11 protein-coding genes are annotated in these 14,810 nt (G+C 63.1%); 9 read left to right on the forward strand and 2 right to left on the reverse strand.

Going from position 1 to position 14,810, the window contains the following annotated elements:
* Positions 1–22: 22 nt before the first annotated feature.
* Positions 23–1,312, reverse strand: a complete 1,290-nt coding sequence (locus tag ACUN9V_RS08470; RefSeq protein ID WP_445511079.1) for an aromatic ring-hydroxylating oxygenase subunit alpha — start codon at positions 1,310–1,312, stop codon at positions 23–25.
* Positions 1,313–1,763: 451 nt separating this feature from the next.
* Between ACUN9V_RS08470 and ACUN9V_RS08475 the strand changes: the two genes are divergently transcribed.
* The 9 genes from ACUN9V_RS08475 to ACUN9V_RS08515 all read left to right on the forward strand — a co-directional run bounded on the left by ACUN9V_RS08475 (position 1,764) and on the right by ACUN9V_RS08515 (position 13,115).
* Positions 1,764–2,864 carry an FAD-binding oxidoreductase gene (locus ACUN9V_RS08475; protein WP_425353388.1) on the forward strand — a complete coding sequence of 367 codons (1,101 nt, stop codon included), beginning with the start codon at positions 1,764–1,766 and terminating at the stop codon, positions 2,862–2,864.
* A 295-nt stretch (positions 2,865–3,159) separates the two neighbouring features.
* Positions 3,160–4,353 (forward strand): formaldehyde dehydrogenase, glutathione-independent, encoded by a 1,194-nt coding sequence (gene fdhA / locus ACUN9V_RS08480; RefSeq protein ID WP_445511080.1) that lies wholly within the window; start codon positions 3,160–3,162, stop codon positions 4,351–4,353.
* A 251-nt stretch (positions 4,354–4,604) separates the two neighbouring features.
* Positions 4,605–5,195: a DNA-3-methyladenine glycosylase I gene (locus ACUN9V_RS08485; protein WP_445511081.1), complete on the forward strand. Its 591-nt coding sequence runs from the start codon at positions 4,605–4,607 to the stop codon at positions 5,193–5,195.
* A gap of 228 nt (positions 5,196–5,423) precedes the next feature.
* Positions 5,424–6,674 (forward strand): sarcosine oxidase subunit beta family protein, encoded by a 1,251-nt coding sequence (locus ACUN9V_RS08490; protein WP_445511082.1) that lies wholly within the window; start codon positions 5,424–5,426, stop codon positions 6,672–6,674.
* A 184-nt stretch (positions 6,675–6,858) separates the two neighbouring features.
* Positions 6,859–7,215 (forward strand): sarcosine oxidase subunit delta, encoded by a 357-nt coding sequence (locus tag ACUN9V_RS08495; RefSeq protein WP_445511083.1) that lies wholly within the window; start codon positions 6,859–6,861, stop codon positions 7,213–7,215.
* On the forward strand, positions 7,212–10,301 hold the full coding sequence (locus tag ACUN9V_RS08500; RefSeq protein ID WP_445511084.1) for a sarcosine oxidase subunit alpha family protein: 3,090 nt from the start codon (positions 7,212–7,214) through the stop codon (positions 10,299–10,301). The genes ACUN9V_RS08495 and ACUN9V_RS08500 overlap by 4 nt, the downstream gene beginning before the upstream one ends.
* Before the next feature lie 13 nt (positions 10,302–10,314).
* Entirely contained in the window at positions 10,315–10,989 is a 675-nt protein-coding gene (locus ACUN9V_RS08505; RefSeq protein ID WP_445511085.1) for a sarcosine oxidase subunit gamma, read from the forward strand.
* On the forward strand, positions 10,986–11,852 hold the full coding sequence (gene purU / locus ACUN9V_RS08510) for a formyltetrahydrofolate deformylase (RefSeq protein ID WP_445511086.1): 867 nt from the start codon (positions 10,986–10,988) through the stop codon (positions 11,850–11,852). Before ACUN9V_RS08505 ends, purU begins: the two co-directional genes overlap by 4 nt.
* A 261-nt stretch (positions 11,853–12,113) precedes the next feature.
* The gene (locus ACUN9V_RS08515; protein ID WP_075563852.1) at positions 12,114–13,115 is read left to right on the forward strand and encodes a TerC family protein; all 1,002 of its coding nucleotides are present in this window, start codon (positions 12,114–12,116) and stop codon (positions 13,113–13,115) included.
* On the opposite strand, the gene ACUN9V_RS08520 is transcribed toward ACUN9V_RS08515, so the two are convergent.
* A complete protein-coding gene (locus ACUN9V_RS08520; RefSeq protein WP_075563853.1) occupies positions 13,072–14,793 on the reverse strand; it encodes a hypothetical protein in 1,722 nt (573 codons plus the stop codon). The two genes, ACUN9V_RS08515 and ACUN9V_RS08520, sit on opposite strands and share 44 nt — an antisense overlap.
* Positions 14,794–14,810: the final 17 nt, after the last annotated feature.

Here is a 14,810-nt window from a genome sequence, read left to right on the forward strand (position 1 = left end):
GAGGACGATTACCGCATGAGTGTTACCGGGCGGCGACCTGCAGCGTTGCGGGCTGATCGACCCCGAGGTTGGCTCGCAGCGTCTCGCTGTACCAGTCGACGAAGTCGATCACGCCGAATTCGTAGGTCGTCGAGTAGGGGCCGGGCTGGTAGGCGAGCGAGTTGATGCCGAGCTGGTTCTCCTCGGCCAGACGACGGTCCTGGTCATTGGTGGCATCCCAGACCTGGCGCAACCGCGCGGGATCGTAGTCGACACCTTCGACGGCATCCTTGTGGACCAGCCATTTGGTGGTGACCAGCGTCTCCTGCGGGCCTAGCGGCAGCACGCGAAAGACCACGGCGTGGTCGCCCATGAAGTGGTTCCACGAATTGGGCAGATGCAGGATGCGCAGCGAGCCCATGTCGGCATTGGGCATGTGGCCCATCAGCTTGTTGCAGCCGGGCTTGCCGTCCATGGTCATGGAGACGATGCCGTCGATCAGCGGCGTGCGGGTGAGTCGGTTGCGCTTGCCGAAGCGGGCCAGCTGCCACGGCACTTCGCAGGCGGTCCAGTCGGCCTGCTTGCGCGCGACCAGATCGCGATATTCGCCGGTGGAGCGCGGATCGTCGGTATCGTCGAATTCGATCAGCGAGTTGAGCAGTTCGGGGTGGGCGCCGTTGCAGTGATAGCACTCGCGGTTGTTCTCGATCACCAGCTTCCAGTTGGCGCGCTCGACGATGTGCGACTCCACCGCGACCTTGACGTTGTCCATCTCGTAGGGCGAGAGATAGTGCTCGAGCGAGACCAGGAAGTCGTCGATCGGCTCCGGGTCGTCGCTCAGGTTGATGAACACGAAACCTCCGGCGCTCTTCACTGCCACCGGCTTGAGGCCGTAGGCGCTCATGTCGAACTCGGTGCCCATATCGCTGCCGGCAAACAGCAGTCGCCCGTCCAGCTCGTAGGTCCACTGGTGATAGGGGCAGACCAGCTTGGCGACCTTGCCCTTTTCCTTGAGACACAATCGCGAACCGCGATGACGGCAGACATTGTGGAACGCCTGAATGCGATTTTCGGCACCGCGGACGACGATGATCGAGTTGCTGCCGATTTCGACCTTGAAGAAGTTGCCCTTGGCAGGAATCTCGCAGCTCATGCCGGCGAACAGCCACTGCTTTTCGAACACGTGCTGCATGTCCAATGCGAACAGACGCGAATCATTGTAGAACGGCTGTGGCAGCGAGAAGTGGGGGTTTCGCTGGTCTAGCATGTCGGCCACGGCTTGACGGGTATCGGCGAGCGAATCCTCCAGGCTGTCGCGTGGAAGTGCAGACATGAACGCATCCTCATCGGGGTGTAGCGTCGCCTCCGCATGGCGGCGGGAGCGACCGGATCATTGACGTGTGACAGTGGCGGCGACTTCATCCTTCGAGCTGTCCTTCGAGAGAAGTGTCGCCCAGGCGTTGGCGAGGAAATTGTCCGCCTGCGACATTCGTCGCGTCGAGGGCGACCGACAGGTAAAAATCGCGGGCATCGCTCTGAAAATCGACGAAGGAACCGGCGAGTGAAGCGCGCGCCATCGGGAGATCGTCAGCGCAGCAGATAAGCGGGTGCGCGCCGACCGATTATCATCGCTATGGGTACGGTTGGCATGCCCGTGTCGTTGACGGGCAAGTCGATCAGCGCGGGCGTGTCCAGAATCCGCTCATGAGAGTCATTCACTGGAAACGGCGGCGCGGGGCGATATCAGTTCGCCGAAGCCATTTCCCTGATCGAGCGCGGTGGCGATGGAATTCTTCAATCCGGTCAATACGCAAACCTGGACCAACGGCCGGCATCAGGTGCGATGCGTCAAGGTCATTCAGGAAACCTGGAACGTGCGGACGTTCTGTTTCATGGCCGACCAGCCGGTGATGTTCTTCTTCAAGCCGGGGCAGTTCGTCACGCTGGAGCTGGAGATCGCCGGGCAGCCGGTGATGCGGTCCTATACGATCTCGAGCTCGCCGTCGATTCCCTACAGTTTCTCGATCACCGTCAAACGCCTGCCCGGCGGCCGGGTCTCCAACTGGCTCCACGACAACCTCAAGGTCGGTGAGCCGATGGTCGTGCATGGGCCGGTGGGCGATTTCAACGTCATCGATCATCCGGCGGAAAAGGTGCTGATGCTCTCGGGCGGCGTCGGTATCACGCCGCTGATGTCGATGACGCGCTGGTTCTTCGATACCAACGCGGCCGTTGACCTGGAGTTCATCCACTGCGCCCAGGCGCCCAACGACATCATCTATCACCGCGAGCTGGTGCACATGTTCTCGCGGCTGCCGGAGTTCCGGCTGCATATCGTCTGCGAGCGCAGTGACGAGCTCAGCCAGGCCTGGTCCGGGTTCCGCGGCTACCTGACACGTCAGATGCTGACGCTGATGGCAGCCGACTACCTGGATCGAGAAGTGTTCTGCTGCGGCCCCGCGCCCTTCATGAACGCGATCCGTCAGGTGCTGTTGGAAGACGGTTTCGACATGTCGCGCTATCACCAGGAGTCCTTCGGGGCGACGCCGTTGAGCGTTCAGGAGGATGTGCTGGAACTCGCCGAGCAGGCCGAAGCCGATGCCGAAGAGGTGGATACCGCCGACCTGGTACCGGTCGAGTTCACCGGGAGCGGCAAGAGTATCCGCGTCAGCGAGAATGACACCATTCATTCGGCCGCCGCCAAACTTGGCCTGCATATTCCCAAGGCCTGCGGGATGGGGATCTGCGGCACCTGCCGGGTGATGAAGCTGGAAGGCGAGGTCGAGATGGAGCACAACGGCGGCATCACCGAAGAGGACGAAGCCGAAGGTTTCATCCTGTCGTGCTGTTCGAAGCCGCGGGGTAAAGTCGTCATCGATTTCTGAGCTACGAGCTACGAGCTACGAGCTACGAGCTACGAGCTACGAGCAAAGAGCAAAGAGCAAAGAGCAAAGAGCAAAGAGCAAAGAGCAAAGAGCAAAGAGCAAAGAGCAAAGAGCAAAGAGCTGCAAGTGTTAGACCTTTGGACCTGGCGGCTGTCGTCGCAGCGTCATTCGGTGGCGTGACGAGACCGTTCCACCGTCGAGGTAACTCCTAGTCTGGTTTCGCGCCTTCATTCGATGTCGTCGCGAGAGCGGCACGACACAAGGCATTCCGAGATCAGCCCCAGGAGTTCACGCCATGTCTTCACCCGCCAACCGAGGCGTCGTTTTTCGCGGTGCCGGCAAGGTCGCCGTCGAAAGCATTCCCTTTCCCGAACTGGCGCTCGGCAGCCGCCAGTGCCATCACGGCGTCATCCTCAAGATTCTGACCACCAATATCTGCGGCAGCGATCAGCACATGGTGCGTGGCCGAACCACGGCACCGGAAGGGCTGGTGCTGGGCCACGAGATTACCGGCGAAGTAATCGAGTGCGGCCGTGATGTCGAATTCATCAAGCAGGGCGACATCGTTTCGGTGCCGTTCAACGTTGCCTGCGGGCGCTGCCGCAACTGCAAACGTGGCGACACCCACATCTGCCTGCACGTCAACGGTGATCGCGCCGGCGGCGCCTACGGCTATGTCGACATGGGCGGCTGGGTCGGGGGGCAGGCCGAATACGTGATGGTGCCCTATGCCGACTTCCAGCTGCTGGTCTTCCCCGACAAGGATCAGGCGATGGAGAAAATCCTTGATCTGACCATGCTCTCGGATATCTTCCCCACCGGCTTCCACGGCTGTGTGACTGCCGGTGTCCAGCCGGGTTCGACGGTCTATATCGCCGGCGCGGGCCCGGTGGGGCTGGCAGCAGCAGTTTCCGCCCAGCTGCTGGGCGCGGCCTGCGTGATCGTCGGCGACATGAACGACAAGCGCCTCGACCAGGCTCGCAGCTTCGGCTGCGAAGGCCTCGATCTCAAGCAGGACGCCAGCATGTCGGAGCTGATCGAGTCGGTGCTGGGCGTCCCGGAAGTCGATGCCGCGGTGGACGCGGTGGGCTTCGAGGCCAACTGCCATGGCCACAATCATGCCCACGAGCAACCGGCGACGGTGCTCAACGCCACCATGGAGATCACCCAGGCGGGAGGTCGCGTGGGGATTCCGGGGCTCTATGTCACCGAAGATCCCGGCGCCGAGAGCGAAGACGCCAAGCACGGCAATCTCTCGATGAAGTTCGGTCTCGGCTGGGCCAAGGCGATGTCGTTCCATACCGGCCAGACGCCCGCCATGCGTTATCAGCGACAGCTCATGCAGGCGATTCTCCACGACAAGGTACAGATCGGCCGCGCGGTGAACGTCCAGACCATTGCACTGGACGAGGCCCCACAGGGTTACGCTGCCTTCGATGGCGGTGCAGCACAGAAATTCGTGATCGATCCGCACGGTACGCTTCGCTAGCCACGAGCCACGAGCCACGAGCCACGAGCCACGAGCCACGAGCCACGAGCCACGAGCCACGAGCCACGAGCCACGAGCCACGAGCCACGAGCCACGAGCCACGAGCCACGAGCCACGAATAGCGCCAATTTTGGGGCGCTGAAAGAGCAGCCGGCACCGCTTTCGAGCAGAGCCGGCTCATTAGTATTTGGCGAGCCGGGGGCAGGGCGTCACAATCAGACACGATTTCATGAGAGTGACGAGAGCCGATGATGAGTGAACCGACCCCTGACCTACCGCGCTGCGCCTGGGCTCAGACCCACCCGCTGAATGCCGAGTACCACGACGAGGAGTGGGGCGTTCCGGAGTACGACAGCCGTGCGCTGTGGGAAAAGCTGATCCTGGATGGCTTTCAGGCGGGGCTTTCCTGGCTCACCATCCTCAAGAAACGCGACGCCTTTCGCGACGCCTTCGAGGAGTTCGATCCCGAGCGGATCGCGCAATACGACGAGCACGACGTCGAGCGGCTGATGGGCAACGCCGGCATCATCCGCTCGCGATCCAAGATCGAAGCGACCATCGGCAACGCCCAGGCATACCTCGCCATGCGTGATAACGGTGAAGATTTCTCCGGGTTCCTGTGGGGCATGGTCGGTGGGCGGCCGATCCAGGACTCTATCGGCAGCGACGGTTCGGTTCCCACCCAGACACCGCTCTCTGTAGATATCTCCAAGGCGCTCAAGAAACGCGGCTTCAAGTTCGTCGGTCCGGTCATCGTCTACGCCTGGATGCAGGCAGTGGGCATGGTCAACGACCACGCCGAGACGTGCCATCGCCGCAAGCTGGTGGCGGCGATGGGCTGATCATCGAGTCGCGAATTCGCTGACGCCGCTCGATCTGAGCGGCGTTTTTCGTTGTCACCATGAATCTCTGCGCTGATCGCTCCTGTCGCAAATCGCATCGTCATGTCGCGAACACGCTTGAGCGTGACGTCGCAGAACATCATGCCCCCCTAAGCGGACGATACCATCGCGGAAAATCATCGATCCGTCGGTCGATGCCGCCGTCCGCCGTGGCGTAGAGAGGGGCTCATGCAACGCTATTCCGGTTTCAGTCTGGTCAAACACGCGCTCAGCCATCACGAGAACTGGCAGCGTCATTGGCGTAACCCGGTCCCGAAGAAAGAGTACGACGTGATCATCGTCGGCGGTGGCGGGCATGGGCTGGCCACCGCCTATTACCTGGCCAAGCAGCACGGCATCACCAACGTGGCGGTGATTGAGAAAGGCTGGCTCGGCGGCGGCAACACGGCGCGCAACACCACGATCGTGCGCTCGAACTATCTGTGGGATGAATCCGCCGCACTCTACGAGCATTCGATGAAGTTGTGGGAGGGGCTTTCCCAGGATCTCAACTACAACGTGATGTTCTCCCAGCGCGGCGTGCTCAACCTCGGCCATACCCTGCAGGACATGCGCGACATTCAGCGCCGCGTCCACGCCAATCGTCTCAACGGCATCGATGGCGAGGCGGTCACGCCGGAGCAGATCAAGGAGATCGAGCCGGCGCTGGATACCTCCAAACGCGCGCGCTATCCGATTCTTGGCGCGTCCTGGCAGCCGCGCGGCGGGGTGGCGCGGCACGACGCGGTGGCCTGGGGGTTCGCCCGCGGCGCCGACGCGCGCGGGGTCGACTTGCTCCAGCAGACCGAGGTCACGGGCTTCAAGATCCTCGACGGCAAGGTCGTCGGCGTGCATACCAATCGGGGCGACATCGGCGCCAGAACGGTGGGCTGCGTTACCGCCGGCAACTCCGGCGTGCTGGCGAAGATGGCGGGTTTCCAGCTGCCGGTGGAATCACACCCGTTGCAGGCGCTGGTGTCCGAGCCGCTCAAGCCGATTCTCAATACCGTCACCATGTCGAATCACGTTCACGGCTATATCAGCCAGTCCGACAAGGGCGATCTGGTGATCGGCGCGGGAATCGACGGCTACCTCGGCTATGGTCAGCGCGGCAGCTTCTCGGTGGTCGAGCACACCCTGCAGGCGATCATCGAGATGTTCCCGATGTTCTCCCGGGTGCGCATGAATCGACAGTGGGGCGGCATCGTCGACACCACGCCGGACGCCTGCCCGATCATCTCCAAGACGCCGGTACAGGGGCTCTTTTTCAACTGCGGCTGGGGAACCGGTGGCTTCAAGGCGACGCCGGGTTCCGGCAACGTCTTCGCCTGGACGCTGGCGCACGGGCAGGCACATCCGATCGCCGCACCGTTCTCGATCGATCGGTTCCGAACCGGGGCGCTGATCGACGAACATGGTGCCGCAGGCGTAGCACACTGAGTTCTGCGGACTGCGCCACGCAATGGCGTCGTTGTCCGCTTCTTCGGAGTCCTCATGTACAAACTCGTACATTCCGGCTCCTCGATCAGCGAACGCCTCGCCCTTACGCGACTCGTTGGCGCAGAACACTCATAGAGACATTCTTCCGATGCTCGTCATGACGGTTGGAAATAGGAGATTGGCGATGTTTCATATCTACTGCCCTTACTGCGCCGAATATCGCGAGGAGGAGGAGTTTCATCCCAAAGGGCAGGCGCACATCGCGCGTCCGGCGGATCCGACCGCGACCTCCGATGATGTCTGGGGCGACTACCTTTTCTTCCGCGACAATCCTCGAGGGTTGCACCACGAGCTGTGGGTCCATGCGGTGGGCTGTCGCAAGTTCTTCAACATCACCCGCGATACCCGCAGCTACGCGATCCTGGAGACCTATCGTATGGGCGAGCGGCCGGCGGTGACCGTCGATTCCATGATACTGGCCGAGCGAGATGCCGAGCAGGCGACCACTTCGACCGCGACGATGCAGGGAGTGCCGTCATGAATTCTACCCAATCCTTCCGCCTGGCATTGGATAGTGGCGTCGGCAGCCAAATCGATCGCGACAAGCCACTATCGTTTACCTTCAACGGCAAGTCTTACCAGGGCTATGCCGGCGATACGTTGGCCTCGGCGCTGCTCGCCAACGGCGTCGACGTGATCAATCGCAGCTTCAAGTACTCGCGACCCCGAGGCGTCGTCGCCGCGGGGGCGGAAGAGCCCAATGCCATCGTCCAGCTGGGCGCGAGCGAGGCGGCCCAGGTACCCAACGTGCGGGCCACGCAGCAGTCGCTTTATGAGGGGCTGACCGCGCGCAGCACCAACGGCTGGCCGGATGCCCAGCGGGACATGATGGGATTGATCGGCAAGCTGGGCGGGCCGTTCATGCCGGTGGGGTTCTACTACAAGACCTTCAAGGCACCGGCGTCGATGTGGATGACCTACGAGAAGTATATCCGCAAGGCGGCCGGACTGGGCCGGGCACCGACCGAGAGCGACCCGGATATCTACGATCACATCAACCGGCACTGCGAGGTGCTGGTGATCGGGTCTGGCCCCGCCGGGCTGATGTCGGCGCTGGTTGCGGCCGGCAGTGGCGTCAGGGTGATTCTCTGCGACGAACAGCCGACCTTTGGTGGTTCGCTGCTGGATAGCGGCGAGACGATCGACGGTATGGCCGCCTCGGAGTGGGCCAGGAACGCCGTCGAGCGTCTGGCGGCGATGGATAACGTCACGCTGCTGCCACGCACCACGGCCAACGGTTATTTCGATCACAACTTCGTGACGCTGCACGAGCGACGCACCGAACATCTCGGTGACACGGCGCCCAGAGTCGACGGACGTCGCCAGCCGCGCTCGCGTCTGCACCGGGTGCGGGCGCGGCATGTCGTGTTGGCGAGTGGCGCCCACGAGCGGCCGCTGGTCTACGCCGGCAACGACATGCCGGGCAATCTGGTTGCCGGGGCGCTGTCGACCTATATCCGGCGTTATGCCGTGCGGCCCGGCCGGCGGCTGGTGCTCTCCACGACCAACGATCATGCCTATCGGGCCGCACTGGACTGGCACGAGGCGGGTGGCGAAGTGATCGCGATCGCCGACGCTCGTGCCAACCCGGATGGCGAGCTCGTCGAGCGGGCGAAGGCGGCCGGGATCCGGATCGTGACCGGCAGTGCGGTGATCGAGGCGACCGCTGATCGCAAAGGGCATCGCGTCAGCGGCGCCCGGATTGACGCTATCGACATCGAGGGATTCCGTGTCAACGGTGACGTGGAGACGCTGAACTGCGATACCGTCGCCACGTCCGGCGGCTACAGCCCGGTGGTGCATCTCGCCGCGCATACCGGCGTTCGGCCGGTCTGGCGTGACGATATCCTGGGCTTCGTATCGGGGCAGACGGCATCGAGGGTCGAGGGTTTCAGTGTGGTCGGCGCGGCCGCCGGTCTCTACGCGATCGGCGCGCTGCTCGACGATGTCGTGGCGCAGGTCGCTCGCGCGTTGGCGAGTGACGGCATCGACGCCGAGAGCGTAAAGGTGCCCGAGATCGAGACCCTCCGCGAGGGGGCGGCCGTCGCGCTGTATCAGGTTCCCCACGACAAGCCGACCATGCGCGCACCCAAGCAGTTCGTCGATCTGCAGAACGACGTCACCGCCGCGGCGATCGAGCTGGCGACGAAAGAGGGCTTCGAGTCGATCGAGCACGTCAAGCGTTACACGGCGATGGGCTTCGGCACCGATCAGGGCAAACTGGGCAACATCAACGGCATGGCGATCGCCGCGCGCTGTCTGGGGCAGACCATTCCCCAGACCGGGACTACCGTGTTTCGGCCCAACTACACGCCGGTCAATTTCGGCGCCATCGTCGGCCGCCACTGCCGGGAGCTGTTCGAGCCCGAGCGTTACACCGCCATGCACCAGTGGCATGTCGAATACGGGGCGGCGTTCGAGGACGTCGGGCAGTGGAAGCGACCCTGGTTCTATCCACAAAAACGCCGCGACAACGCCGATGGCGAGTTCGAATCGATGCACGAAGCCGTCATGAGGGAATGCCGGGCGGTGCGCGAGAAGGTCGGCGTACTCGACGCCTCGACGCTAGGCAAGATCGACATTCAGGGGCCGGACGCGCGGGAGTTCCTGGGCCGGATCTATACCAACGGCTGGGAAAAACTGGCGGTGGGCAAGGCGCGCTACGGCCTGATGTGCAAGGACGACGGCATGGTGATGGACGACGGCGTCACCACCTGTCTCGCCGACAACCACTTCCTGATGACCACCACCACCGGCGGAGCCGCGGCGATTCTCGAGTGGCTGGAGATCTGGCATCAGACCGAATGGCCGGAGCTGGAGGTCTACTTCACTTCCGTCACCGACCACTGGGCGACGCTGACACTGACGGGGCCCGAGGCAAGAAACCTGCTTTCCGAACTGACCGATATCGATCTCGATCGTGATAGTTTCAAGTTCATGGAGTGGCGGGAGGGCGTCGTGGCCGGGGTGCCGGCGCGAGTCTACCGGATTTCGTTCACCGGTGAGCTGTCGTTCGAGGTCAACGTGCAAGCCAACTACGCCATGCAGGTCTGGGAGGCACTGTTTGCCCATGGCGAGAAGTACGGGCTGACGCCCTATGGAACCGAGACCATGCACGTGCTGCGGGCGGAGAAGGGTTTCATCATCGTCGGCCAGGATACCGACGGTTCGATGACGCCGGAGGATCTCGGCATGCACTGGTGCGTCGGCTACAACAAGCCCTATCCGTGGATCGGCAAGCGCGCGCTGACCCGCTCCGATACCCGGCGCGAGGACCGCAAGCAACTCGTCGGTCTCAAACCGCTGGACGCGAAGGTGGTGCTGGAAGAGGGCGCCCAGATCGTGCTCGATCCCCAGCAGGCCATTCCGATGCGCATGGTCGGCCATGTGACCTCGAGCTACTACAGTCCGACGCTCGATCATGGTTTCGCCCTGGCGGTGGTCAAGGGCGGACACAAGCGCATGGGGGAGCGAGTCTATCTGCCGATGCCGAACGGCGAGACCCACGTGGCCGAAGTGGTCGGCTCGATCTTCTATGACCCGAAAGGGCAACGTCAGAACATTTGAGGGAAGCGTCAACATGGCTAGAGTCGCTCAGTTCGATCCGCATCCGGTTCAGGGTGCGGCGACCCAATCGCCGCTTCATCATCGCGCTCCCAGCAAGCCTTCCGGCGATAGCCGGGTCACGCTGGCCGAGCATGCCTTTCTCGATCACCTGGTGTTGCGTGGCGAGCCCCAGGTGCTGGCCGCGTCGGTCCAGTCCGTGCTCGACCTCGAGCTGCCGACTGACCCCCAGGCATTGGTGCAGGGCGATGCCGGTTCATTGCAATGGCTATCGCCGGACGAGTGGCTGCTGATCGTTGCCGCTGGCGAGGGCTTTGGTCTTCAGCGTGAACTGCGCGAGGCACTGGGCGACTCCCACTTCAGCATCGTCGATGTCAGCGGCGGTCAGACGCTACTCGAGCTCGGTGGCGAGCGCGCTGTCGACGTGCTGATGAAGTCCACCGTCTATGATGTCGATCCCCGGACTTTCCCGATAGGCAAGGGGGTCACCAGCGTCTTCGCCAAGGCGACGGCGGTGATCCGGCGTGTCGGCGAGGAGCGGTGGGAACTGGTCGTGCGGCGAAGCTTCGCCGACTACTGCCTGCGCTGGTTGCTGGATGCCGGCGAGGAGTATGGCATCGACTATCGTCCCGCCAAGGTGGCGGCCACGACACCGCGGGCTGCGGTAGCCGACACGGAGACGGTATCGTGAGCGGCGCCCGAGACGTATGGGTGCTGGCGGCTCAGTGCCCCAGTCGGCTGGGAACGGTGGATGTCGTCACCCGTTTTCTGAAAGAGCAGAGCTGCTATATCACCGAGCTGCATTCGTTCGACGACTATCAGGGTGGCCAGTTCTTCATCCGCGCGGCGTTCCGTCCGGAACTCGCCGAGTTTTCCGAATCCACTTTCCGGGATCGCTTCGCGGCCCGTGCCGCCGAGTTCGGCATGTCCTTCGAACTGATGACGCCGGATTATCGGCTGCCGGTGGTGATCATGGTCTCGAAGGCGGACCACTGCCTGAACGATCTATTGTATCGCTATCGCACCGGGCAACTCTCGATCGACGTGCGCGCGATCGTCTCCAACCATCCGGACCTGGAACCGTTGGCCAGCTGGCACGGGTTGCCATATCACTGCCTGCCGATCACGCCGGAGACGAAGCTGGAACAGGAGGCCGCCGTTCGGCGCGTGGTGCAGGAGAGCGGTGCGGAGCTGGTGATTCTGGCGCGCTATATGCAGGTGCTGTCGCCAGCGTTGTGCCATGAGTTCGCCGGGCGCGCGATCAATATCCACCATTCGCTGCTGCCGGGATTCAAGGGCGCCAAACCCTATCACCAGGCCTACGAGAAGGGCGTCAAGCTGGTCGGCGCGACCGCGCACTACATCAACGACGACCTCGACGAAGGACCGATCATCGCGCAGGGGGTCGAATCCGTGGATCACAGCCACTATCCCGAGGATCTGGTGGCCCGGGGGCGCGACATCGAGTGCCTGACGCTGGCCCGCGCCGTGCGTTTTCACCAGGAAAAGCGGGTGTTTCTACATGGCGGACGCACGGTGGTCCTGACGGGTTGACGCGAGGCCGTCGGTCGCTCGTGAAGTTTGCGTCCACGCCGGTTTCCCCGCTTGCTTACACCCTGACTTCAGGACACAATGCGGCCAGCACGGAAGGGGAGTATCCCACGGGCAGGATCGGTCAATATCCGCCCCGGCGATAGCGTCGTCAGCACGGGCCATATGCCCCGGCGTTATCGGTTGCCCTGACAGTCAGCAGATGACGGTCAGGGCGACGGGAGAGACTTTCGGTGACGTTCACCGTCTACCGGAGGTTCTCCTATGCACGTACCCGTCTGGGTCTGGCTGGCGACTGTCGCTGGCATCGCAGCACTCTTCATCTTCGACTTCTACGCCCATGTGCGTAAGCCTCACGATCCTACCTTCAAGGAAGCGGCCTGGTGGTCGGTCTTCTTCATTGCTCTGGCTGCCATCTTCGGTGGTGGTCTGTGGTGGGTCTGGGGCGCGCAACATGGCGCCGAGTACTTCGCGGGCTTCATCACCGAAAAGAGCCTGTCGGTCGATAACCTGTTCGTCTTCCTGATCATCATGTCCAAGTTCGCGGTGCCGCGTGCCTATCAACAGAAGGCGTTGCTGATCGGCATCGTGATCGCGTTGATCCTGCGCGGCATCTTCATCGCCGTCGGCGCGGCGGCCATCGCCCAGTTCAGCTGGGTGTTCTATCTGTTCGGGCTGTTCCTGCTCTACACCGCGTTCCAGCTGGTGCGCGAAGGTGCCGGCGGGCATGACGAAAACGAGGAGTACGAGCCCAACGCCATCGTGCGCTGGATCCAGAAGCGCCTGCCGGCGACCGACGAGTTCGACCGCGACCGCCTGCTGACGGTCAAGAACGGCAAGCGTCTGGTGACGCCGCTGTTCATGGTGGTGGTGGCGTTGGGGATGACCGACGTGCTGTTCGCGCTGGATTCGATCCCCGCGATCTACGGGCTGACCAAGGAGCCCTACATCGTCTTCACCACCAATGCCTTCGCCTTGTTGGGCTTGCTCCAGCTCTACTTCCTGCTGGGTGGCCTGCTGACCCGTCTGGTCTATCTCAGCCTAGGGCTGTCGTTCATCCTGGCCTTCATCGGCGTCAAGCTGATCATCGAGGCGATGCATACCAACAGCCTGCCGTTCATCAACGACGGCCAGCCGCTGCATCTGGTCCCGGAGATTCCGATCTGGCTGTCGATGACGATCATCCTCGGCACGCTGGTGATCACCACCGTGGCCAGCCTGATCAAGAGCCGGAACCTGAAGTCGTCGCCGTCACATCAGGAGTGACGGCACCGTAAATCTGGTGGAGCAGGCCGCGCATCGCCTGCATGGGAATCGCGGCTTCCGGCCCGGGCGGGAACATGCCGGGCCGGAAGCCGTGATCGATGAAGCCCTCGAGCAGCGCCGGGTCGTCGCTGATGACATGCATCGGCACGTCCCTGCCGGGCTTGCTGCCGATGATGGCCGGCGCGGCCTGGTGGTCGCCGAGGATCATCATCAGCGTGTGATCGCCGCGATCGCCTTTGTCGGAATCGTTTTTTCCCGGAGCCTTTTTTCCCAGAGCCTCTTTTCCCAGATAGCGCCGGGCGAAGCCGCTGGCCGCTTGCAGTGAATAGTCTATCGCCGGCGCGTAGTTCCGCCGCATCGCTTCGGTGTCGTGCCATAGCGACGCGTAATCCTCCCCGGCACCCTGCCAACGATCGAAGACCTGACCATCACCGATGGTCGACCAGTCGTCGATCATGCCGATGACCGGCGACCACGGGGCATGGCTCGATAGCGTGGCCAGTTCGGTGAAGGTCGGGCCAGGATGGCGCGACAGCACGTAGTCTTCCACCCGCTGCCAGGTGAACTGGTCCGGCATGCTGGCCCAGCCCATCGAAGGACCGTTATAGCCCATGCTGCCGGAGGTATGGATCTCGTCGTAGCCGTAAAGACTGCCTTCCGGCCACTCCCGCGTGATACCCGGCATGATGGCGGCGGTGTCGTGGCCGGTCGCCTTGAAATCGTCGATCAGGGTCGAGTGCGGGCTGTCGATCATCAGTTCGAAGCGCAGCTCAGACGTGACCGGCAGGCCGCTGGCGAAAGTGGCGTGGTTGAGCCAGGACTGGCCGCCCAGCGTGGCCGCGGTGACGCGTCCGGTGACGACCGATAGCCCGGCGGCGGCGAGCTGGTTCTCGATCGTCTCGAGGCGCGGCTGGATTTCGGCCTTGAACGGCTCGCGCTCGATGGCCGCGACGCCGTAGGACTCGATGAAGCCCAGAATCACATTGGTATGCGCCAACCCCGGCAGCGGCTGGCCGCCGGGAGTCGCGTAGGCGTGATCATCGGCGTAGAGCTGACGGCCGAACGTTGCCATGGCCTGGCGCGTTTCCTGCGCCCGCTGCCATTCGAACGTCACGAAATTGACCGCGGGGTGGCCGATCTTGGCTACCCATGACGAGGTTTCGTCGCGATGCATGTCGTCGAGTCGAGCCAGACCGACACCGCCGATCAGAACCAGCAGCAGCGCCAATCCACGCGACGTATTGCGAGCGTGAAAGCCTTGCAGCAGCCTGGCCAGGACCAGCCCCACGGCGAACAGGCCCAGGCCGATGGCCACCAGCCCGCCGATCGCCAGTGGCAGCCCGAGATTGGTCGCGATCAGCTCGATCAGAATCGGTACCAGCTTGATATCGGTGTAGAGGTTCAGCGACCGCCCCTGCATGGTCTGGGTCAAGGCGTCGCCCGCGGCACCGAGGACGACGGTGAGGACCAGGATGGCGACCAGGCCGGCTACCCAGCGGCGCCAGCGCGCGGGGGGCAGCAGGGCCATCAATCCGATAATCAGCGGCGCCTCGAGCGCGATCCAGTGTCTGGGTGGAAATCCGGCCCAGGGCAGTTCCGGCGTCAGCAGCAGAACATTGAGTAACACCAGCGCCAGCAGCAGGTAGCCGCGAGGCGTCCGAAGATGGGAGAACATCATGGCTCTTCCTTGAGTGC

Source organism: Salinicola sp. V024 (assembly GCF_052645315.1).